This is a genomic window from Dechloromonas sp. HYN0024 (assembly GCF_003441615.1).
Lineage (GTDB): Bacteria > Pseudomonadota > Gammaproteobacteria > Burkholderiales > Rhodocyclaceae > Azonexus.
Genome location: NZ_CP031842.1, coordinates 1,001,393 through 1,022,318 on the forward strand (window position 1 = coordinate 1,001,393; position 20,926 = coordinate 1,022,318).

A 20,926-nucleotide genomic window follows, 5' to 3' on the forward strand; every position below is an offset into this window, starting at 1 on the left:
GGAAACCAAAATGCTTAGGTCGAATCCATCGGTGCGTAAAAATTCCGGCTTTATGCTTCTTGAAGCATTGGTTGCCATTGTTATATTTTCCTTCGGTGTTCTGGCGCTGGTCGGCCTGCAGGCTGTCGCGGTCAAGGTCACCAGCGATGCGAAATACCGCAGTGATGCGGCGCTATTGGCCAACCAATTAATCGGCCAGATGTGGACGAGTAATCGAACTCAGGCAACATTGCAGACCAATTTCTCCAGTCCGTCCGGCGTTGGCTATCAGGCATGGGCGGGGAGTGGCAGTACGCCCGCTTCCGGAACTGTGATGCAGGCGCTTCCCGGGGCGCAAGCGACGCCGCCAACCGTGGTTATTGCGCCAGTGACAGCTACCGCAGTGCCGACGAGTCTTGTGACGATCACCATATTTTGGCAACCGCCAAATGATCCTGATCAGCACAAGTACGTTACCGTTGCTCAGATCGGAGGTTGATGTGCATCCTGGCATGAATCGATCCAAGGGTTTCAGCCTCGTTGAAATAATGGTCGGCGTCGTTATTGGCATGCTCGCTGTCATTATCATGATGCAGGTTTTTGCCCTATCCGAAAGTCGCAAGCGCACCTCGACAGGTAGCGGTGATGCGCTTACCGGTGGTGTGATGGCGCTGTATGCCATTCAGCGTGATGTGCGTATGAGTGGCTTCGGTATTGCCGACACGCAACTTCTTGGCTGCCGCTTAACCTTGCCGACCGGCATAACGCTCAATCCACTGACTGCTGCAACTATCAATAGCGCCAGTATTTCGGGACATGATGCGAATACCGATACCCTGCTTGTGGTGTCGGGAAGCACGAACGGAACTACGCAGGGCGATTTGATTGCAAATGTCCCGACGGCAACGACGTATCCGATGCAGACCCCCACCGAGTTTGTGGTCAATGACTGGGTGGTTGCGGCACCCTCGGACCCCAATATCCTGAACAATACAGCCCGCAACGCCTGCGGATCGACCCTGGTGATGGGCAAGGTTACGGGTGTTGCGGCACCAACCGTGACTGTCACGGCCGGAAGTCTTATGGGCGTGGGTGACCGGCTTTTCAATCTGGGGAAGGCGCCTACTATCGTCGGTTATGCGGTGCGCGGCGGGAATCTGACAACCTGCGACTTCACCGTGACCAATTGCCAGAATGCGGCCAATTGGGTGGCTATCGAGAGCAACATAGTAAGCATGCGTGCTCAATATGGCGTCGATACATCCGCACCCATGGATGGCTATGTCGATGGCTATCAGCAGGCTGTGCCAACGGTATCGGGAAACAACAACTGCAATCTGGCGCGAATTTCTGCCGTTCGGGTTGCCCTGGTGGCACGGAGTGCTGAATTCGAAAAGACTGCCGTTACACTCGCTGAACCGACCTGGAGCGGTAGTGCCGGAGCGGCCATTGATGTCAGTTCCAATGCGTCCTGGCAGAACTACCGCTATAAAGTATTCGAGACGGCAATTCCGCTACGGAATATTGCCTGGATGGGGAAGATTACAGGATGCTAACCAATTCAAACTCCCCCGTACTGTCGATGACGAATCCGCGCCGCCAAGGCGGTGTAGTGATTCTTCTCGTCCTGATCGTGCTCCTGGCCATGACGCTGGGTGGTCTCGCCTTGATGCGCTCGATGGATACGTCGAACCTGATCGCCGGTAACATGGCTTTTCAACAAGCGGCTACCCAGGCTGCGGATACAGGCGTTGAGGCTGCTGTCGCCTGGCTTGAAACAAACAATACCAGCGGCGGCTTGAACAGCAACCAGCCGTCATTGGGCTATTCGGCTTCGACGGTCAATATGACAGCGAGTCAGGTTGGTGGGGCATTTTGGTCAGCTTTGTCGGCTTCTGGCGTTTGCCGACTGGGGTCGTCGAGTGCCTGTGTGGCGTCGGATTATTACGATCCCAACAAGGGCGGCAATGCCGTCAGTTACATGATCCAGCGTTTGTGCGATGGTGCAGGAAGTTCGTCATCGACGGTCTGTGCTGTCCCGCAAGTGTCGGCGGGTGGTTCCGGAAACAACGAAGGCGCAGGAGACCCCACAATTACTAGAATTACTTCGGTTTTATATCGAATCACGGTGCGGGTCGATGGGCCACGCAATACAACGAGTTACGTCCAGGCGCTTGTGTCCCTGTAGGGCGCAAGAGCCGAATTTGAGTCATGCAGGAGAGCGCCATGCGAATCAATCGGTACGAGAGTCATTTCGGCAGAGATTTTATGTCGCTGCTTTTGCTTGTTGTGTCGGCCTGGGGCGCATCGGATTATGCGTTGGCAGCGGCTACCGATATTGCCGCGGCACCCATATTTACTGCATCCACTGCGACGACAGAGGTTAAGCCCAATGTCATGTTTGTTTTGGATGACTCGGGTAGTATGGACTGGAACTACATGCCTGATAACGCGGCCAATTTTTCTGGGCGAATGGGTTTTGCCAGCAGCCAGTGCAATGGGGTTTACTACAATCCAGCGATCACTTACACGCCTCCGGTCGATGCTGCCGGAAACAGTTTTGCAAACTCGACCTTTACGGCTGCCTGGGATGATGGTTATGGCACCGTCACTACGACTACCGATCTGAGCAACAACTTCCGCGCCTATGCGTCAATTGGCGATGGAAGCGGCGGAACATCGACGGGCGTTGCTGCTTATTACTACAGATACACTGGCAGCCAAACAGCTGCGGCTCAAAAAGACTATTACAACTCCAGTAGTACTTTTTATACCGAATGCCGTTCTTCGACAACCTCAACGACAGCGCCATTTACCAAAGTTACAGTGGGTGCCAGTGAACAGCAGAATTTCGCCAACTGGTACAGCTACTACCGGACGCGCATGATGATGATGAAAACGGCATCTGGCCAGGCTTTCAAGACCCTGAATTCGCATTTCCGCGTTGGCTTCATGAGTCTGCATGGCAATCTGCTTAGTGGGAGTTCATCGCAGAAGTTCATTAACATTTCTGATTTTGACGGTACGCAAAAAGCACGTTGGTACGACCGGCTCTATTCGGCTAATCCCAATAGCAATACCCCCCTGCGCGAGGCGCTGGCAAATGCTGGTCGTATTTATGCCGGCAAACTTACGTCCCTCAATGGCGTCACCGTGACAGACCCGGTTCAGTATGCCTGCCAGCAGAACTTCACGATTCTGTCGACCGATGGTTTCTGGAACGGCACCGACGGGGATGTGAAAAAAATCAACGGCACCACGACGATGGACAACCAGGATGGTGGTTTGCCGAGACCCTACAATGATGGAACCCTCGCCATTTCGACGACGGTGACACCCTATACAAGTACTGTTGACCGTCAGACCGTTACTACCGGGGCAACCTCAACCAAGGTTTGGACGCAGACGACAAAGGCTATTGGGAGTGCATGTGGATCTACGCCAACAAATACGACTTCGGCGTATCTCAATGTCGGCAATGGTAATCGAGAAGGTGCTCTTGGGAGTTCCGGTTCCAATCCTGATAGCAATAACACAAATCGGTGTTATCCCTTAGATGGAAACGCATGGTTCTGTCGTGGCGGCTCAAACTCAAGCCCAGTGGTTAGTCTGTCTTCAGCGCTTGGTGCGGCAGGGACTACTTGGTATCTTGTTTCCAATATTGGCAGCAACTCGGGTTGTGTCAGCGCGAGTACTGCCTTTGGAAATAGCTATAGTTCGACCGCTGGCGTATGCCCCGGTGTAACTGGTAGTCAGGTTACGACGACGACGTCAACCCAGACGCAGACCATCACGTCGGCTACAACCAGGGTTGATCGCTATACAGCGACGCAGACGACCACGCAGACGACGACCAATGGTGTGGCCGGGGTGGTTGGTCCGCTGACACCTACGCCGCCCGTATATACAATGACGTCGAACATCAGTTCGACAACTTCGACGACATCTGACGTCCTTGCTCCTTGGACTACGCCGGTGTCAAGCACAGCGTGTACGGCCACTGCTCTATTGCCAACGCCCGGAACCAATACCACGGGGCCGGTGATTTCGACGGCCCCAGGGGCCTCGACGACCACCGATGTGGCTAATACGGCAACTGGCCCAACAGCTGGAACGCCCACAACAACAACATCTGGCTCTGGTGGTACCTCGAATACGTTGGCGGATGTGGCTGCGTATTACTACAACACCAATCTCAGAACTGCCGCACTCAATAATTGCACTGGGCCGATCATTGCGCCAGCGACCACGAACTCCAATTTGTGTCTGGCCAACAAGGTGCCGACGACATCGGTCGATACAGCAACCTGGCAGCACATGACCACCTTTACGCTGGGCCTGGGGGCGCGAGGCCGGATGGTATTCACGCCTGACTATCTGACATCGGCGGCTTCGGACTTTTACTTTGTCAAGCAAGGTAGTACGGCCAACTCAACCTCGTGCCTGTGGCGTGACACACTGACTGTGGCCGGCGGTCCCTGTAACTGGCCGGCACCCGGTACCGACCAGATCGAGAATATCGATGACCTCTGGCATGCAGCAGTGAATGGGCACGGTAATTACTTTAGTGCGACCAACCCGTCGGATCTGGCGCTGGCACTGAGTGCTTCGCTCAACGTTATTATCAATGCGCCCAAGGTGGGTGCGGCAGCAGCGGCGGCGACGACCAATCCGAACATTACGGCAGCCAATAACTTCCAGTTCGCCACCTATTTCAAGACCGTGGAGTGGTCGGGGCAGTTGATTCGGCAGACAATCGATCTGACTACGCAGAGCGCACCGACCTATAACCCGAATAACCCTGTGCTTGGCACCTATGACTGGGGTGCCATGGAACTTCTTGATACCAAGGCCTATACCGACCGGAGAATATTCATTAAAGGTACCTCGGGTCTTGTGGACTTCAACTGGACAAACCTTGGCACTGTTGGCAAGCAAGGCTATTTCACCACGCCAGCCATCTCGACTTCCCCGCCGGCGTTCCCTGTCCAGTTGACTGGCTTGTCGCAGTTCTGCGCAACGGGTACGAATTGTCTTACTTCCACGGCCCAAAGCAATAACACCATTGCTTCAAATGGGGCAGCGGGTGAGGCGCTGGTGAACTTCCTGCGCGGTGATCGCAGTAATGAAGAGTCAACAACGCCCGATCCGACGAAGTTCTTCAGGCATCGCGCGCATGTACTCGGAGATATCGTGACCGCTCAGCCGCAGTATGTGGGTGCGCCCGATAAAGCCTATGTTGACACCGGATATTCGGCGTTTAAGACGGCTCATGCCAATCGTCAGGATATGGTCTACGTGTCCGGCAACGATGGCATGCTCCACGCATTTAATGCGACTAACGGCAATGAGGAGTGGGCTTATATTCCGTCACTGGTTTTGCCGCGGATGTATACGCTGGCCGATAAGAGTTACGCCGACAAACACCAATATTTCGTCGAGGGTACGCCTTCTATTGGCGATGTTTATGTGAGTGGTGTCTGGAAAACTATTCTGGTGGGTGGTCTGAATGGTGGCGGCAACGGGTATTACGCACTGGATATTACTGATCCGTTGAACCCGGTGTACTTGTGGGAGTTCACCGACAACAACATGGGCTACACCTTTGGTAATCCGCAGATCACGAAACTGGATACCGGTGCCTGGGTTGTATTGGTGACCTCCGGGTACAACAATTGCCCCCGTCTGGCGACGACTGCCCAGCAAAATTGCGTGAAAAGTGGGGTTGGTGACGGACTGGGTCGTCTGTATGTCCTCAATGCCGGTGATGGATCTCAGCTAACTACGGCTATTTCTACAGCAGTGGGTTCGGTTACTGCGCCCAGTGGTTTATCAAAAATCATTGCCCAGGTCGATGCCGATTACGTGACTACACGTGTCTATGGCGGCGACTTGCTGGGTAACCTCTGGCGTTTCACACTCGGCTCTGGTGGGTACAGCAAGCAATTGCTGGCGACCTTCCTTGATGCGTCCGGAAATGCGCAGCCGATAACTGCTCGTCCGCAGGTGACAACCTATCTGGCCAAGCCAATTGTCTACGTTGGTACAGGCCGCTATCTTGGTACTACGGACGTCAATAGCACCTTGCAGCAGTCGTTTTACGGCGTCAGAGATAACCTCGGTGCAAGCAGCTTTGGGAATCCTCGTGCCGGTTCAACCTTCATTGGCTTGACGGCTTCCTCTGATGTCTGTCCGGCTGGTACGAGCGTAGATATCTGTCAGCCGGGTAGCACAATCAGAACGGTGACTCAAAATGGAACGACAAATGCCAGTTTAAGTAGTGGTGGTTTTGACGGTTGGTATCTCGATTTTCCGGCAGGCGTTGGTGAGCAGTCCTTTACTGATCCGAAGCTGGTCCTGGGTACGCTGGTCTTTTCAACCAATTCGCCTACATCGTCAACCTCGGAGGTGTGCGGATCGGCAACGGCTACCGAGCCGGTTGCAATGGCATATCAATTGGACTATCTGACTGGCGGCGCAGTAGGCAATAACGCAGGGATAGTCGCTACTGCCTTGGGTAACGGTATTTATACTGCTGCGACGATCGAAAACTTTGGTTCTGGTGGTCAAGGTAAAGTTAAGGGGCAGTTCAGAGGGTCGACTGGTGATGTGGTTGGTACGCCGATCCGGTTTAATTCCTCTGGAAATCTCACTAGACGTGTTTCGTGGCGAGAGTTGATTTCTCAGTAACGGATAGGGATGTGGCTTTCTTTGGGAAGCTTTCCCAAAGAAAGCTGCTCAGTGGATGTGAGCAGGTGTTCGTTGAACGTGACTGACCTAGTGGAAATGTTTCATTAATTTGCACTAGAAGGGCTGTCATTTGCTTGCTAAACGATGGTTGCAGTTGCTATAATCTCGCGTTTTAAGTATTCGGTTAAGGATATTCATGGCCAACAGCGCACAAGCCCGCAAGCGCGCCCGTCAAGCTGACGTGCAGCGTTCCCATAACGCCAGCCTGCGTTCGACCCTGCGTACCGCAATCAAGCGCGTTCGTCAGGCGATCGAAGCTGGTGACAAAGCCGCCGCTCAAGGCGTCTTCCAGCAGTCCGTCGCAGTGCTTGACCGCATTGCTGACAAGAAGATTGTTCACAAGAACAAGGCTTCCCGCACCAAGAGCCGTCTGTCCGCTCAGATCAAGGCCCTTGCTGCTGCCTGATCGAGTTAGACGCTCCATAAAAATGGCGCCTTCGGGCGCCTTTTTTATTTCCGGAATTTTTGTATGGTTTACTTCTTTTTGTCTTCCAGCGAACAAACGCCATCAATGATCTGCAGGTCATTGTCCTGGGCGAAGTTGAGCATGAAGCGGTAAGCCATCGGTTCGACTTCACCGAGGCGACCATCGACGAAGACGGCTTTGTCGCCGTTGTAGTCGCCGGGGCCGACGTAGGGGGAGTATTTCATCTTGCGTTCGGCGCCGAAAGCGGACATGACGCCGCACAGGCGTTCTGCCCAATCGCTGGGGCGAAATTTCTTGCCATCTTTGGTGAGGCCAACAATGATGAATGTCGTCGAGTCTATAGTTGTCATTGTTCTACTCTGCGTTTGCGGGCGATGCTACCTTGCGTGGGCGAATTCTAGCAGAAGCCCGAAGCCTTTCCATAATTATGGCGCGTTACCGCCGATGGAGGGCCAAGGCGAGGGATTTTGCCGTTCTATACAAGGCTTGGGTTTTCGCCTAAAATTCAGGCTTCTGCCGCCGTTTCTCGGTGCTTCTCCGAGGGGGTGGCGATTGTTCCGGCGGCAATGGCCGCCGTTTTCGTTTTTTGGGGTTGCCTCATGTCGCATGTCATGAATACCTATGCCCGGTTGCCGGTGACTTTCAGTCACGGTAACGGTTGCCGGATTACCGATACCGAAGGTAAGGAATACCTGGATGCCCTGTCCGGTATTGCCGTGTCCACCCTCGGTCATGCCCATCCCAAGCTGGTTGCGGCGATTGCTGCGCAGGCCGGGCGCATGTTGCACACCTCCAACCTCTATCGCATTCGCGAGCAGGAAATGCTGGCTGACAAGCTGGCCGAGATTTCCGGCATGCAGGAGATTTTCTTCTCCAATTCCGGTGCCGAAGCCAATGAAGGCGCCATCAAGCTGGCGCGTTTCTACGGCCACAAGAAGGGTATCGAGACCCCGACCATTATTGTCATGGAAAAGGCTTTCCATGGCCGGACCATGGCGACACTGTCGGCCACCGGCAACCGCAAGGCGCAGGCCGGCTTCGAGCCGCTGGTGTCGGGCTTTGTCCGGGTTCCTTACGACGATCTGGAGGCGATCAAGGCGGTCGCCGAGCACAACAAGAATATCGTCGCCGTGATGTTTGAGGTTATCCAGGGCGAGGGTGGTATCCATCTCGCCTCGCTCGATTACCAGAAGGCGCTGCGCCAGCTGTGCGACGAGCACGGCTGGCTGCTCATCTGCGATGAAGTGCAGTGCGGCATGGGACGGACCGGCAAGTGGTTCGGCTATCAGCAGGCCGGTATTCAGCCGGATATTGCAACGCTGGCCAAGGGCCTCGGTTCGGGTGTGCCGATTGGCGCCTGCATGGCCGGTGGCAAGGCGGCTGGCTTGTTCGGGCCGGGTAATCACGGGTCCACCTTTGGTGGCAACCCGCTGGTTTCTACTGCCGCGCTGACGACCATTGATACGATTGAAAGCGAAGGCCTGATGGCCAATGCCTTGCGTGTCGGTGCATTGATCCGCTCCCTGATGGCTGAGGCGCTAGCCGGTGTGGCCGGCGTGGTCGACATTCGCGGCCATGGCCTGATGATCGGCATCGAACTGGATCGTCCGTGTGGCGAGCTGGTCGGCAAGGGGCTGGCAGCCGGGCTGCTGATCAACGTCACGGCCGACAAGGTGATTCGCTTCCTGCCGCCGCTGATTTTCAGTGAAAATGATGCGCGGGAGCTGGTCGACCGTTGCGCTCCCCTCATCAAGGAATTTCTGGCGGCCTGAACCATGGCGATCAAACATTTTCTGCAGTTCAAGGATTTCACGCGCAACGAGCTTGAATATGTCTTCGACCGGACGCGCTGGATCAAGAATCAGTTCAAGTCCTATCAGATGTACTGGCCGCTCTCCGATCGCACGCTGGTGATGATTTTCGAGAAGGCCAGCACGCGCACGCGCCTCTCCTTCGAGGCCGGCATGCAGCAGCTCGGCGGTTCGGCGATCTACCTCAATACGCGCGATTCGCAACTCGGTCGTGGCGAGCCGGTCGAGGATGCGGCACAGGTGATTTCGCGGATGAGCGACATCGTCATGATCCGCACCTTCGAGCAGGACATCATCGAGCGTTTTGCCGCCAACTCGCGCGTGCCGGTGATCAATGGCCTGACCAACGAATATCACCCCTGCCAGATTCTTGCCGACATCTATACCTACATTGAGCATCGTGGCTGTATCCAGGGCAAGACGGTGGCCTGGGTGGGCGATGCCAACAATATGTGCAACACCTGGCTCCAGGCGGCCGAAGTGCTCGATTTCAAGTTGCATGTATCGACGCCGCCGGGTTATGAGATCAATGCCGACCTCGTCGGCAAGATCGACAGTTCGCGCTTCAAAGTCTTTGCCGACCCGATGGATGCCTGTCGGGGAGCCGATCTGGTCACCACCGACGTGTGGACCTCGATGGGCTTCGAGGCCGAGAACGAAGAACGGATCAAGGCGTTTGCCGACTGGTGCGTCGATGGAGACATGATGCAGGTGGCTGGTCAGGATGCCCTGTTCATGCATTGCCTGCCGGCGCATCGCGGCGAGGAAGTCACCGCCGAGGTGATCGACGGGCCGCAATCGGTGGTCTGGGACGAAGCCGAGAACCGCCTGCATGTGCAGAAGGCACTCATGGAATATTTGCTGTTGGGCTGCATTCAGGGCTGAACTGACGTATTGAATTAATCGAAACAAGGGAACGGAAATGAGCGACATCAAGAAGGTTGTGCTGGCCTATTCGGGCGGTCTCGATACCTCGGTCATCCTCAAGTGGCTGCAGGATGTGTACAAGTGCGAAGTCGTCACCTTCACGGCTGACCTCGGCCAGGGTGAAGAACTCGAGCCGGCACGCGCCAAGGCCCTGAAGGCCGGCATCAAGCCGAAGAACATCTATATCGACGACGTGCGCGAGGAGTTCGTCCGCGACTTCGTCTTCCCGATGTTCCGCGCCAACACGGTTTATGAAGGCGAATACCTGCTTGGTACCTCGATTGCCCGTCCGCTCATCGCCAAGCGCCTGATCGAGATCGTCAACGAAACTGGTGCCGATGCCATCTGTCACGGTGCCACCGGCAAGGGTAACGATCAGGTCCGTTTCGAACTCGGTGCCTACGCGCTGAAGCCGGGCATCAAGGTTATCGCCCCGTGGCGTGAATGGGACCTGATGTCGCGTGAAAAGCTGATGGCCTATGCCGAAAAGCATGGCATTGAAATCGACATGAAGCACAAGAAGGGCGGCTCCCCGTATTCGATGGATGCCAACCTCCTGCACATCTCCTACGAAGGTCGCCACCTCGAAGACCCGGCGGCCGAAGCCGAAGAGTCAATGTGGCGGTGGACCGTGTCGCCCGAAAAGGCGCCGAACAAGGCCGAATACCTCGACCTCGAATTCGCCAAGGGTGATGTCGTCGCCATCAACGGCAAGAAGATGAAGGCCCACGAAGTCCTCGGCACCCTCAACGAAATCGGCGGCAAGCACGGTATCGGCCGTCTCGATCTTGTCGAGAACCGCTACGTCGGCATGAAGTCGCGTGGTTGCTACGAAACCCCGGGCGGCACCATCCTGTTGCGTGCTCACCGGGCCATCGAGTCGGTTACCCTCGACCGCGAAGTCGCCCACCTCAAGGACGATCTCATGCCGCGTTACGCCAGCCTGGTGTACAACGGCTACTGGTGGAGCCCGGAGCGCAAGGCGCTGCAGGTGCTGATCGACCATACCCAGGGCTCGGTCAACGGCACGGTCCGTCTCAAGCTGTACAAGGGCAATGTCATCGTCGTCGGCCGCGATTCGAAGACTGATTCGCTGTTTGATTCGACCATCGCCACCTTCGAGGACGATGCCGGCGCCTACGACCAGCGCGATGCCGGCGGCTTCATCAAGCTTAACGCTCTGCGCATGCGCATCGCCGCCAACCTGGCCGCCAAGAAGGCCGGCAAGCCGGCAGCGAAAAAGGCTGCTGCCAAGCCGGTGGTCAAGGCTGCGGCAAAGCCGGCTGCCAAGGTTATCGCCAAGGTAGTGGCGAAAGCCGTCGCCAAGCCGGCCGCCAAAGGTGTTGCCAAGGCCGTCGCCAAGGCGGTGACCAAGCCGGTGGCTGCCAAGCCGGTCAAGGCACCGGTCAAGGCAGTCAAGGCACCGGCCAAGACGGCAGCCAAGAAGCCTGTCGCCAAGAAAAAGGGCTAAATGATGGAAGGCACCGTATTCGGCCTCAACGAAGAACAGATCGCGGATTTTTTCTCGACCTGGGGCGTTGGTGCCTTCATCATCTTCATGCTGTTCATCATTGGTGAGATCGCCTGGAAGTCGAAGGCCGGCAAGACGGGCACCTTCGTGCTCTTCTTCGTGCTGGCTTTCGGCATGGTCGGGTTTGTCGCCAAGGCAATCATTCAAAAAATCTGGGGTATGTAAATGTCGCAATACGACAATGTTTCCGTGGTCAAGAAGGCCAATGTTTATTTCGATGGCAAGTGTGTCAGCCACACGGTGGTGCTCGCCGATGGCACGAAAAAGACGGTCGGCGTGATCCTGCCGTCGTCCCTGACCTTCAATACCGGCGCGCCGGAAATCATGGAAGGCGTCGGCGGTTCCTGCCGGGTCAAGCTCAAGGGCGAAAGCGCCTGGACGACCTGGGGTGAAGGCCAGTCCTTCAATGTGCCGGGCAATTCGAGCTTTGAGATCGAAGTCGCCGCCGGTGACGCCTATCATTACGTCTGCCACTTTGGGTAATCATCATGCCGAGCTTTGACTTCACCTCCGAAGCGGACATGGTGGCGTTGAAGAACGCCATTGATGTCACCTCCCGCCAGATCGACAATCGCTACGACTTCAAGGGCACCACGGCCAAGGTCGAGCTGAACGAGAAGGACAAGGTCATCACTCTGTGGGGCGATTCCGATTTCCAGCTTGACCAGATCAAGGACCTGCTTTTCCCGGCCATGGAAAAGAAGGAGAAGGAAAGCGTCAAGCGCCTCGATCACCAGAAAATTGTCAGTGTTTCCGGCAACAAGGTGAAGCAGGAAATGAAGATCAAGGACGGCATCGACAGCGATCTCGCCAAGAAGATCGTCAAACTGGTCAAGGACGGCAAGCTCAAGGTCCAGGCCGCCATTCAAGGTGAAACCGTGCGGGTGACGGGGGCCAAGCGGGATGATCTGCAGGCCTGCATCGCGCTGATCACCAAGTCGATTACCGACTTTCCGATCAAGTACGGCAATTTCCGCGACTAAGCGGCTGGCCGGCCAGGGTAGGTTTAAAAATAGACCGGATGGTGCGAACCCTCCGGTTTAATGAGATGGTCAGCCCGATCCCCACCAGCGGTAAGCTGAGTGGGGATTTTTTCTTTTGGAGGCGATCATCATGAACACGGTTACCCTCATTGGCATTGATCTTGGAAAGCATTGTTTTCATTTACATGGGCAGGATGCCGAAGGTCGCATGGTATTTCGCAAGAAGCTTTCGCGTAGCCAGATGCTGACGCAGCTGGCCAATTTCCCGGTTTGTCGGGTTGTGATGGAGGCGTGTGCGGGTGCGCACTGGATTGCCCGGCGCCTATCGGCGATGGGTCACGAGGCGAAGTTGATTTCACCGCAGTTTGTAAAGCCGTTCGTCCAAGGCAACAAGAATGACTTTGCCGACGCGCAGGCGATCTGCGAAGCGGCGAGCCGACCGAACATGCGTTTTGTGAGTCCGCGCAATGAAAGCCAGCAGACCATCTCGGCGACGCATCGCGTGCGTGAGGCGCTGGTGCGGGATCGGACGTCGACGACTAACCAGATCCACGCCTTCTTGCTGGAATTTGGGATCAGCTTACCGAAAGGCCCGGCCATCATCAAACGCTTGCCAGCCGTGCTGGCCGAGCATGAAGCAGTTTTGCCACCTCGCCTGATGGCTGTTATCGAGCACTTGCGTGCGCATTTCAAATATCTGGATGAACAGATCAAAGCGGTCGAGGGCGAATTGGCTCAACAACTGGCTGAAGACGAGCGTAGCCAACGCTTATTGGAAATTCCTGGCATTGGGCCGATCACCGCCAGCGTCCTGGCGGTCGAACTGGGCGATGCCCATCAGTTTGCCAATGCTCGCCAGTTCGCCGCCTCCATCGGTCTGGTGCCCCGTCAGTACAGCACCGGCGGCAAACCAACCTTGCTCTGCATCAGCAAACGGGGCGACAAGAATTTGCGACGATTGCTCGTTCAGGGGGCACGGACCATCATGCAACGTATTCAGACAAGAAGCGATGGGCTCGGTGAATGGGTACGGGACATGCTGTGCCGACGGCACTCGAATGTCGTGGCCTGCGCGCTGGCCAACAAAATGGCGAGGATCGCCTGGGCTATCCTCGCCAAAGGGACACACTATCAATCCCGTTCGCTGGCTGCCACCATCTGACGGAACGCTTCACCTTTTTGTAACCCACCTGGTTTTGCGACGGTAGATCACGTGATGAACTAAACGGCACAACGGCCTGGCAAAGAACCTGACAATAAAAACAGCGATCACACGCTGATGGTTTTTTGAGGATTGCCAGGCGCGGCTCTCATCGTGGCGCGGGGAATTCCTTCCCCAATTCGACGCCGGATAGATTTGCGCAAGCCAACTTTAGTTTAAAACAAAATCTCCCTTGCAAAAATCGGGCTGACCATAGATTTTATTGGCTGGATTAACGCGCCAGTCCCTTGATCCACACCGAGTAAAGCTGTTCCGACAGCTGACGCATGGTCGGCAGCTTTTCGGCAATGTCGGCCAGCATGGCATCTGGTGTCTGGGCGCTGGGCAGGTCGGCCACGGCAATTGCTTCGTCGGCCCATTGTTCGCACCAGGTAGCGATCATTTCCGGCGTCATCTCGACATGGCATTGCATGCCGAGGTGCGGACCGAGAACGAACATCTGGTTGGCGCAGTAGGCATTGGTCAGCAGGCGGGTGGCGCCGGCCGGCAGGCTGAAGGTTTCGCCATGCCACTGGAAAATCGTCCCTAGCTGACCGGCCAACGGTCCCAGCCAGGTTTTGGCAACGGCGCTGTCTTCACCGCCGCCCTGGCTCCAGCCAATTTCCTTGACCGGGTTGCGGGTGACCTGTCCACCCAGGGCCTTGCTCATCAGTTGGCCGCCCAGGCAGTGCCCGATAACCGGAACATCCTTGGCGACCGCATCGCCAATCAGGGTGCACACCGGGGCGATCCACGGCAGCGGATCGTTGACGCTCATCGGGCCTCCCATGAAACACAAGCCGGAAAAGTCATCGGCCATAGCGGGTACGGCAGCCCCTTCGTCGATGGCGATTAATTCCCATGGAATGCCGTGCTGCTCAAGGAATATGGCAAAATAGCCGGGACCTTCAGTAGGAGAGTGGCGAAAGATGGCGACAGGTTTCATGGCAGCAGGGTTGTCCGGGACGGCGAAGCGTCATTTTACGTTGCTTGCGCTGTGTGCGCTTGTCCTGCCCGGGACCACTACGGCGCAGGATGTCGGACTGGCCGGGATCATGGGCAGCAAGGCGATGCTCATGATCAACGGTGGCGAGCCGCAGTCCGTGCCGGTCGGCAAGACGCTGGATGGCGTCAAGGTGCTGTCGATTCAGGATGATCAGGTGATGGTCGAGATCGGCGGCAAGAAGCGTCCCCTGCGTGTCGGTCAGCATGCAGTGGGGGTTTCCGGCGGCGATGGCTCGGACAAGATTGTCCTGACCGCCAATGTCCAGGGACATTTTTTTACGACCGGGACGGTTAACGGTACATCGGTCCGTTTCATGGTCGATACCGGCGCTACGTCGATTGCCCTCGGGCCGAATGATGCCCGTCGGATCGGTCTTGACCTCCGGCAGGGACAGCGCGGCATGACCAGTACGGCGAACGGAACGGTCGTCGTGACGCGGATCCCTCTAGATACTGTGACGATTGCCGGCGTTACGTTGCACAATGTCGAAGCGGTGGTGTTGCCGACCGACATGCCGATTGCTCTTCTTGGCATGAGTTTCCTGAATCGCATGGAAATGCAGCGCGATGGCAGTACCATGACACTTAAAAGAAGATTCTAGGAGAGAAAAATGCCGCAACGTGATCAGGAAATAGCGCTCTTGCGCGACGAGCTGGAAATGCTGATGGGCGAGCGGCAGGCCTTGTTGCGGGTGGCGGGTGCCGCCGCGGTGATGATTGCCAGCCTGGATAGCAAGCGGCTGCCGGTCGGGGCCATCGAATCGGCCGATCTGGTGGCGACAACGATCAACGACCTCTCCGAAGAGACCCTTCAGGACGCCCTGGCTGCGGTCCATGCCGAAATCGAGGAAGACACCAAGGCGGCATGACGCTTGATCTGAGTCGCTTGCGGGCGAGCCTGTTGTCCGAACCGCTGAGCGGACATTTTGTTCAGGAAGAGGGCGTCGATGACCAGCCGCTGACCCCGGCTGCGGTGCTCTTTCCGATTGTTTTACGCGCCGGCGGACAGACTGTCCTGCTCACCCAGCGCACGGCTCATCTGCGCGACCATGCCGGGCAAATCAGCTTTCCCGGCGGGCGGGTCGAGGCCGAGGATCTATCGCCCTCGGACACGGCATTGCGCGAAACCGAGGAAGAAATCGGCTTGCCGCGCGAACGTATCGAAATTCTCGGCTTTCTGCCGGAATATCGCACCGGTACGGGGTTTCGCGTGACACCAGTGGTGGCACTGGTGCAACCCCCCTTTGACCTCCAGCCAGATCCCTTCGAGGTGGCCGAGGTTTTTGAAGTGCCTCTGGCGTTCCTGCTCGATCCGGCCAATCATCAGCGCCATTCCCTGCACTACCGCGGGGCCCTGCGCAATTACTTTGCCATGCCCTATGGCGACTATTTCATCTGGGGTGCAACCGCTGGCATGATCCGCTCCCTGAGTGATCGCCTGGGTCTGCTCCAAGGCACTTGAGCTTGTGGTATCGTGGCGCTTTGAACCCTGACAATAAGCCGAATACGGCAATCATCGGTCCCCCATGAGTCTTCTTTCGCTCATCGCAGTATTCCTCATCGAGCAGTTGCAGCCGCTTGATTACCGTCGTGTCGTGGCCGAGCCGCTCGGTGCCTGGGCGGATTTCATCGAGTCCCGCTTCAATGCCGGTGCCTACCGGCATGGTGTTCTTGCCTGGTGTCTCGCCGTGCTCGTGCCGGTGATCCTGGTTGCCATCGCCTATGGCCTGCTCCATGCGCTGAATCCCCTTTTTGGCTTGGCTCTCAACGTCGCGGTGCTGTATCTGACCATGGGTTTTCGCCAGTTCAGCCATCATTACACCGAGATTCAACTGGCCCTGCGCAATGGCGACCTTGAGCGGGCCCGCCAGTTGCTGGCCGAGTGGCAGGGAGTTTCGACCTACAACCTGGGCTCCGAGGATATCGCCCGGCTGTCCATCGAGGGTGCCCTGGCCGCCTCGCATCGTCATGTCTTTGCTGTGTTGCTGTGGTTTGTCCTGCTGCCGGGACCCTGTGGTGCCGTGCTTTACCGGCTGTCATCGATTGTTCGCGAGCGCTGGGCTAAACTGGATGCTGTAGACCGCAGTGATTTCTCGCTGTTTTCGGCCCGGGTTTTCGGTATGATCGACTGGTTGCCCTCCCGAACCACGGCGTCAGCTTTCGCCATCGTCGGTGATTTCGAGGATGCGGCCTATTGCTGGCGGACCCAGCCGGCGCAATGGCCGGACCGCGATCTTGGTATCGTCCTCGCGGCCGGTGCCGGCGCACTGGGTGTCCAGTTGGGTCGGCCGGTGGTGGATGGGGTTGAGGTGTCGGACCGGGCAGAATTGGGCTTGGGAGATCCGGCCGATGTTGATTTCATGCAGAGTGCCGTCGGGCTTGTCTGGCGTGCCACTGTCTTGTGGATGTTATTGCTGTTTTTGTTGGGGCTTGCCACCTTGGTGGGCTGAATCTTTTTTACAGGAGAGAGTTATATGAGCAGAGATGTTGTCGTTCTGAGCGCAGTCCGTTCGCCTATCGGTGCTTTCGGTGGTTCCCTGGCTGATTTTGAACCGACCGAGCTGGCTGGTATCGTCATGAAGGAAGCCATCGCTCGCTCCGGTGTCGATCCCCTGGCTATCAACTACGTCACCGTCGGCACCACCATGCCGACCGATTCGCGTTACGCCTATGTTTCCCGCGTCGCTTCCATTCAAGCCGGCCTGTCGATGGATTCCGTCGCCATGCAGGTTTCCCGTCTGTGCGCCTCCGGCCTGCAGGGTATCGTCACCACCGCCCAGAACCTGATGCTGGGTGATGCCGATTACGGTATCGGCGGCGGCGTCGAAGTCATGTCGCGCGCTACCTACCTGCTGCCGGCCCTGCGTTCGGGTGCCCGCATGGGTGACACCAAGGCCGTCGACTCCATGGTTGCCGTCCTGACCGACCCGTTCGGCGTCGGCCACATGGGTATCACCGCTGAAAACCTGGCCGCTAAATATGGCTTCACCCGTGAAGACCAGGATGCCTTCGCCGTTGAGTCGCAGCGCCGTGCCGCTGCCGCCATCGACGCCGGCCACTTCAAGTCGCAGATCGTGCCGATCGTCAAGCAGACCCGCAAGGGCGATGTCGTATTCGACACCGACGAGCACCTGAAGCGCGGTACGACCATGGAGTCGCTGGCCAAGATGAAGCCGGCCTTCAAGAAGGACGGTACCGTCACCGCTGGTAACGCTTCCGGTATCAATGACGGCGCTGCCTTCTTCGTGCTGGCTGCTGCCGACGTCGCTGCCAAGAACGGCCAGAAGGCCCGTGCCCGTATCGCCGGTTACGCCGTTGCCGGTGTGCCGAATGACATCATGGGCGAAGGCCCGATCCCGGCAACCAAGCTGGCTCTGAAGAAGGCCGGCCTGACCCTGGATCAGATGGACGTCATCGAATCCAACGAAGCCTTCGCCGCTCAGGCCCTGTCGGTTTCCAAGGTGCTCGGTCTCGATCCGGCCAAGACCAACCCGAACGGCGGCGCCATTGCCCTCGGCCACCCGGTCGGCTGTTCCGGTGCCTTCATCGCCACCAAGGCCCTGTACGAACTGGAGCGCATCGGCGGCAAGTACGCGCTGGTCACCATGTGTATCGGTGGCGGTCAGGGTATTGCGGTCATCTTCGAACGCGCCTGATCAAGCAGTTGAATCAGCTAAAAAACCCGCCGGTGAAAACCGGCGGGTTTTTTATTTGCACCATGTTGAAAATCTGCTGCACCTTTGCGGTGCGTCAATAGTTATAAAGTGCTATCGGGCGCATGATTTAAGGCTTGTTTACGGGTGGCATGGAAACTGCTGAAACCCGTTTGAGAGCTTCCTCAGCGACGAGTGGAAAAATGAACTTCTATAACGAGATGTATGACGCCAACGGTGGCGTCCGTGCGCATTACAAGGGATATGAAGACTGGCTCAAGGCGACGCCGCCTGAGCGCATCGACCGCAAGCGGGCGGAGGCCGACCTGGCCTTTCACCGGGTCGGTATCACCTTTGCCGTGTATGGCGAGGAAGCGGGCAAGGAACGCCTGATTCCGTTTGACGTGATTCCCCGCGTGATCCCCGCGTCCGAGTGGAAATCGCTGCGTTCCGGCCTGCGCCAGCGGGTCAGGGCGCTCAACATGTTCCTGCATGACGTCTATCACGATCAGGAAATCATCAAGGCCGGCAAGATTCCGGCCGAGCAGATTCTCAACAATGCCCAGTACCGCCCGGAAATGAAGGGTGTCGATCTGCCAGGCCAGATTTATGCGCACATTGCCGGCGTCGATATCGTCCGGGCCGGCGCGGGCGAGTTTTACGTCCTCGAAGACAACCTGCGCGTGCCGTCGGGCGTCTCCTACATGCTGGAAGACCGCAAGATGATGATGCGCCTCTTCCCTGAGCTTTTCGCCAAGCACAAGGTGGCGCCGGTCCAGCACTACCCGGACATGCTGCTCGAGAAGCTGCGCGCCGTCGCCCCGAAGGGCGTGTCGAATCCGACCGTGGTCGTGCTGACGCCGGGTGCCTATAACAGCGCCTATTTCGAACACACCTTCCTCGCCCAGCAGATGGGGGTCGAACTGGTTGAAGGCCGTGATCTCTTCGTCAAGGACGAGGTGGTCTACATGCAGACGACACAGGGGCCGAAGCGCGTCGATGTCATCTACCGCCGCCTCGACGACGACTACATGGACCCACTGGCTTTCCGCCCCGACTCGACGCTGGGTGTACCCGGCATCCTCAAGGCGTATCAGGCCGGCAATGTCACCTTGTCCAACGCCATCGGTACCGGCGTTGCAGACGACAAGTCGATCTACCCCTATGTGCCGGACATGATCCGCTTCTATCTGGGCGAAGAGCCGACGCTCAACAACGTGCCGACCTACATGTGCCGCAAGCCGGACGACCTGAAGTACGTGCTCGACCATCTGCCCGAGCTGGTGGTCAAGGAAGTACATGGTGCCGGTGGTTACGGCATGCTGGTCGGACCCGCATCGACCAAGGAACAGATCGAGCACTTCCGCCAGTTGCTGATCGCCAAGCCGGATGGCTATATCGCCCAGCCGACGCTGGCCCTGTCCAACTGCCCGACCTTTGTCGAAGAGGGTATCGCGCCGCGCCACCTCGACCTGCGCCCCTTCGTGCTGTCCTCGGGCAAGTGTGTCGATATGGTGCCGGGTGGCCTGACCCGCGTCGCCCTGACCAAGGGCTCGCTGGTCGTCAATTCGTCGCAGGGCGGCGGCACCAAAGATACCTGGGTTCTGGAGGATTAAGTCATGCTGAGTCGAACTGCCGATCACCTGTTCTGGATGTCGCGCTACATCGAGCGCGCCGAAAATCTGGCCCGTCTGCTGGACGTTACCTACCAGATGTCACTCGTGCCGCAATCGCTCGATGCCATCAACCAGAGCTGGGCCGCCATCATTGCCCTGAACAGCCTGGAAGAGACCTACGCTGCCAAGTATTCGGAAGTCACGGGGGAAAATGTCCTGAAATTCATGGTCAGCGACCCGGATAATTTCGCCTCCATCCATAGCTGCCTGCGCATGGCACGTGAAAATGCCCATGCCGTGCGCGGCACGCTGACCACCGAAATGTGGGAAACGCTCAACTCGACCTGGCTGGAAGCCCGCGAAAAGACCTTCGATCAGCTCTATCAGGCCGGTATTGGCGACTATTTCGAGTGGGTCAAGATGCGTTCCTCGCTGTCACGCGGCACCACCTTGGGCACGCTGCTGCAGGACGAGGCCTACCACTTCATCCGCCTCGGGACGCTCCTCGAGCGGGCCGACAACACGGCGCGCATCCTTGATGTCAAATACCATGTTCTACGTCCGCAGGGCGACGAGGGGGCGACCGATTTCTACGAATGGGGCGCGCTGCTCCGTTCGGTCTCGGCCTTCGAGGTCTATCGCAAGGTGTACCGCGATGTCATCACGCCGGAGCGGGTTGCCGAGTTGCTCATCTTTAACAAGGACATGCCGCGTTCGCTGCAGTTCTGCCTCAACAGCGTGATCAAGAATCTCGAACTGATCGCCAACAGCAATTCCGGCGAAACCCAGCGTCAGGCCGGCATGCTACACGCCCAACTGCGCTACGGGCGGATCGAGGATATCCTGGAACATGGCCTGCACGAATGGTTGAGCGACTTCATGGATCGTATTTACCTGCTCGGCAACGGCATCAGCAAGGACTTCCTGGTACCTATGGAGGAGGCTGCCTAGTCGGCAGTAACTGGCAGCTGACAGCTGCTATCGATAACGCCTGATCAAGTTTCGGCGCCAGTTCATGCTGGCGCCGAAACTTTTTCTCGGTC

20 protein-coding genes and 1 pseudogene are annotated in these 20,926 nt (G+C 57.3%); 19 read left to right on the forward strand and 2 right to left on the reverse strand.

The annotated features are described in order from the left end of the window. Positions 1 to 10 precede the first annotated feature (10 nt). The 5 genes from HYN24_RS04880 to rpsT all read left to right on the forward strand — a co-directional run bounded on the left by HYN24_RS04880 (position 11) and on the right by rpsT (position 7,135). Positions 11 to 478, forward strand: coding sequence for a hypothetical protein (locus tag HYN24_RS04880; protein WP_162888593.1), 468 nt, complete (start codon positions 11 to 13; stop codon positions 476 to 478). Further along, positions 429 to 1,535, forward strand: coding sequence for a PilW family protein (locus tag HYN24_RS04885; protein WP_117608215.1), 1,107 nt, complete (start codon positions 429 to 431; stop codon positions 1,533 to 1,535). Before HYN24_RS04880 ends, HYN24_RS04885 begins: the two co-directional genes overlap by 50 nt. Before the next feature lie 26 nt (positions 1,536 to 1,561). Next, entirely contained in the window at positions 1,562 to 2,167 is a 606-nt protein-coding gene (locus HYN24_RS04890) for a hypothetical protein (protein ID WP_205421442.1), read from the forward strand. A gap of 38 nt (positions 2,168 to 2,205) precedes the next feature. Next, entirely contained in the window at positions 2,206 to 6,669 is a 4,464-nt protein-coding gene (locus HYN24_RS04895; RefSeq protein WP_162888594.1) for a pilus assembly protein, read from the forward strand. 196 nt (positions 6,670 to 6,865) lie between these two features. Beyond that, positions 6,866 to 7,135, forward strand: coding sequence for a 30S ribosomal protein S20 (gene rpsT / locus HYN24_RS04900; RefSeq protein WP_117608218.1), 270 nt, complete (start codon positions 6,866 to 6,868; stop codon positions 7,133 to 7,135). Between the two features lie 68 nt (positions 7,136 to 7,203). Here rpsT and HYN24_RS04905 read toward each other — a convergent pair whose 3' ends face one another. Beyond that, complete coding sequence (locus tag HYN24_RS04905; RefSeq protein WP_117608219.1) at positions 7,204 to 7,506, reverse strand: DUF3579 domain-containing protein; 303 nt, start codon at positions 7,504 to 7,506, stop codon at positions 7,204 to 7,206. 249 nt (positions 7,507 to 7,755) lie between these two features. On the opposite strand from HYN24_RS04905, the gene HYN24_RS04910 reads away from it, so the two are divergent. The 7 genes and pseudogenes from HYN24_RS04910 (at position 7,756) to HYN24_RS04945 (ending at position 13,570) form a co-directional block, all read left to right on the forward strand. After that, the gene (locus HYN24_RS04910; protein ID WP_117610207.1) at positions 7,756 to 8,928 is read left to right on the forward strand and encodes an aspartate aminotransferase family protein; all 1,173 of its coding nucleotides are present in this window, start codon (positions 7,756 to 7,758) and stop codon (positions 8,926 to 8,928) included. A 3-nt stretch (positions 8,929 to 8,931) separates the two neighbouring features. Next, complete coding sequence (gene argF / locus HYN24_RS04915; RefSeq protein ID WP_117608220.1) at positions 8,932 to 9,852, forward strand: ornithine carbamoyltransferase; 921 nt, start codon at positions 8,932 to 8,934, stop codon at positions 9,850 to 9,852. 37 nt (positions 9,853 to 9,889) lie between these two features. Next, a pseudogene (locus HYN24_RS04920) lies at positions 9,890 to 11,113 on the forward strand (argininosuccinate synthase); the annotation flags it as partial. Between the two features lie 252 nt (positions 11,114 to 11,365). After that, positions 11,366 to 11,590, forward strand: coding sequence for a DUF2788 domain-containing protein (locus tag HYN24_RS04930; protein ID WP_205421443.1), 225 nt, complete (start codon positions 11,366 to 11,368; stop codon positions 11,588 to 11,590). Next, positions 11,591 to 11,908: a pyrimidine/purine nucleoside phosphorylase gene (locus HYN24_RS04935; RefSeq protein ID WP_117608221.1), complete on the forward strand. Its 318-nt coding sequence runs from the start codon at positions 11,591 to 11,593 to the stop codon at positions 11,906 to 11,908. A gap of 5 nt (positions 11,909 to 11,913) precedes the next feature. Continuing rightward, positions 11,914 to 12,408 carry a YajQ family cyclic di-GMP-binding protein gene (locus HYN24_RS04940; protein ID WP_117608222.1) on the forward strand — a complete coding sequence of 165 codons (495 nt, stop codon included), beginning with the start codon at positions 11,914 to 11,916 and terminating at the stop codon, positions 12,406 to 12,408. 130 nt (positions 12,409 to 12,538) lie between these two features. After that, positions 12,539 to 13,570 carry an IS110 family transposase gene (locus HYN24_RS04945; protein WP_117610209.1) on the forward strand — a complete coding sequence of 344 codons (1,032 nt, stop codon included), beginning with the start codon at positions 12,539 to 12,541 and terminating at the stop codon, positions 13,568 to 13,570. 271 nt (positions 13,571 to 13,841) lie between these two features. On the opposite strand, the gene HYN24_RS04950 is transcribed toward HYN24_RS04945, so the two are convergent. Next, the gene (locus HYN24_RS04950; protein ID WP_117608223.1) at positions 13,842 to 14,555 is read right to left on the reverse strand and encodes a type 1 glutamine amidotransferase; all 714 of its coding nucleotides are present in this window, start codon (positions 14,553 to 14,555) and stop codon (positions 13,842 to 13,844) included. Between HYN24_RS04950 and HYN24_RS04955 the strand changes: the two genes are divergently transcribed. From HYN24_RS04955 to HYN24_RS04985, 7 genes are all read left to right on the forward strand, one after another. Next, complete coding sequence (locus tag HYN24_RS04955; RefSeq protein WP_240327736.1) at positions 14,539 to 15,216, forward strand: TIGR02281 family clan AA aspartic protease; 678 nt, start codon at positions 14,539 to 14,541, stop codon at positions 15,214 to 15,216. The genes HYN24_RS04950 and HYN24_RS04955 overlap by 17 nt on opposite strands. Positions 15,217 to 15,225: 9 nt before the next feature. After that, positions 15,226 to 15,483, forward strand: coding sequence for a hypothetical protein (locus tag HYN24_RS04960; protein ID WP_117608225.1), 258 nt, complete (start codon positions 15,226 to 15,228; stop codon positions 15,481 to 15,483). Continuing rightward, positions 15,480 to 16,076, forward strand: a complete 597-nt coding sequence (locus tag HYN24_RS04965; RefSeq protein ID WP_117608226.1) for a CoA pyrophosphatase — start codon at positions 15,480 to 15,482, stop codon at positions 16,074 to 16,076. Before HYN24_RS04960 ends, HYN24_RS04965 begins: the two co-directional genes overlap by 4 nt. 64 nt (positions 16,077 to 16,140) lie before the next feature. Further along, entirely contained in the window at positions 16,141 to 17,064 is a 924-nt protein-coding gene (locus HYN24_RS04970) for a CobD/CbiB family protein (protein ID WP_117608227.1), read from the forward strand. 24 nt (positions 17,065 to 17,088) lie between these two features. Next, positions 17,089 to 18,270, forward strand: coding sequence for an acetyl-CoA C-acyltransferase family protein (locus tag HYN24_RS04975; RefSeq protein ID WP_117608228.1), 1,182 nt, complete (start codon positions 17,089 to 17,091; stop codon positions 18,268 to 18,270). Between the two features lie 200 nt (positions 18,271 to 18,470). Beyond that, entirely contained in the window at positions 18,471 to 19,883 is a 1,413-nt protein-coding gene (locus HYN24_RS04980) for a circularly permuted type 2 ATP-grasp protein (protein ID WP_117608229.1), read from the forward strand. 3 nt (positions 19,884 to 19,886) lie between these two features. Beyond that, positions 19,887 to 20,834 (forward strand): alpha-E domain-containing protein, encoded by a 948-nt coding sequence (locus HYN24_RS04985; protein WP_117608230.1) that lies wholly within the window; start codon positions 19,887 to 19,889, stop codon positions 20,832 to 20,834. Positions 20,835 to 20,926 lie beyond the last annotated feature (92 nt).

Excerpts from the sequence above, each read along its gene's own strand:
- HYN24_RS04880 (WP_162888593.1), top strand. The coding sequence starts at position 11 with ATGCTTAGGTCGAATCCATCGGTGCGTAAAAATTCCGGCTTTATGCTT.
- HYN24_RS04885 (WP_117608215.1), top strand. The coding sequence starts at position 429 with ATGATCCTGATCAGCACAAGTACGTTACCGTTGCTCAGATCGGAGGTT.
- HYN24_RS04890 (WP_205421442.1), top strand. The coding sequence starts at position 1,562 with ATGACGAATCCGCGCCGCCAAGGCGGTGTAGTGATTCTTCTCGTCCTG.
- HYN24_RS04895 (WP_162888594.1), top strand. The coding sequence starts at position 2,206 with ATGCGAATCAATCGGTACGAGAGTCATTTCGGCAGAGATTTTATGTCG.
- rpsT (WP_117608218.1), top strand. The coding sequence starts at position 6,866 with ATGGCCAACAGCGCACAAGCCCGCAAGCGCGCCCGTCAAGCTGACGTG.
- HYN24_RS04905 (WP_117608219.1), bottom strand. The coding sequence starts at position 7,506 with ATGACAACTATAGACTCGACGACATTCATCATTGTTGGCCTCACCAAA.
- HYN24_RS04910 (WP_117610207.1), top strand. The coding sequence starts at position 7,756 with ATGTCGCATGTCATGAATACCTATGCCCGGTTGCCGGTGACTTTCAGT.
- argF (WP_117608220.1), top strand. The coding sequence starts at position 8,932 with ATGGCGATCAAACATTTTCTGCAGTTCAAGGATTTCACGCGCAACGAG.
- HYN24_RS04930 (WP_205421443.1), top strand. The coding sequence starts at position 11,366 with ATGATGGAAGGCACCGTATTCGGCCTCAACGAAGAACAGATCGCGGAT.
- HYN24_RS04935 (WP_117608221.1), top strand. The coding sequence starts at position 11,591 with ATGTCGCAATACGACAATGTTTCCGTGGTCAAGAAGGCCAATGTTTAT.
- HYN24_RS04940 (WP_117608222.1), top strand. The coding sequence starts at position 11,914 with ATGCCGAGCTTTGACTTCACCTCCGAAGCGGACATGGTGGCGTTGAAG.
- HYN24_RS04945 (WP_117610209.1), top strand. The coding sequence starts at position 12,539 with ATGAACACGGTTACCCTCATTGGCATTGATCTTGGAAAGCATTGTTTT.
- HYN24_RS04955 (WP_240327736.1), top strand. The coding sequence starts at position 14,539 with ATGGCGACAGGTTTCATGGCAGCAGGGTTGTCCGGGACGGCGAAGCGT.
- HYN24_RS04950 (WP_117608223.1), bottom strand. The coding sequence starts at position 14,555 with ATGAAACCTGTCGCCATCTTTCGCCACTCTCCTACTGAAGGTCCCGGC.
- HYN24_RS04960 (WP_117608225.1), top strand. The coding sequence starts at position 15,226 with ATGCCGCAACGTGATCAGGAAATAGCGCTCTTGCGCGACGAGCTGGAA.
- HYN24_RS04965 (WP_117608226.1), top strand. The coding sequence starts at position 15,480 with ATGACGCTTGATCTGAGTCGCTTGCGGGCGAGCCTGTTGTCCGAACCG.
- HYN24_RS04970 (WP_117608227.1), top strand. The coding sequence starts at position 16,141 with ATGAGTCTTCTTTCGCTCATCGCAGTATTCCTCATCGAGCAGTTGCAG.
- HYN24_RS04975 (WP_117608228.1), top strand. The coding sequence starts at position 17,089 with ATGAGCAGAGATGTTGTCGTTCTGAGCGCAGTCCGTTCGCCTATCGGT.
- HYN24_RS04980 (WP_117608229.1), top strand. The coding sequence starts at position 18,471 with ATGAACTTCTATAACGAGATGTATGACGCCAACGGTGGCGTCCGTGCG.
- HYN24_RS04985 (WP_117608230.1), top strand. The coding sequence starts at position 19,887 with ATGCTGAGTCGAACTGCCGATCACCTGTTCTGGATGTCGCGCTACATC.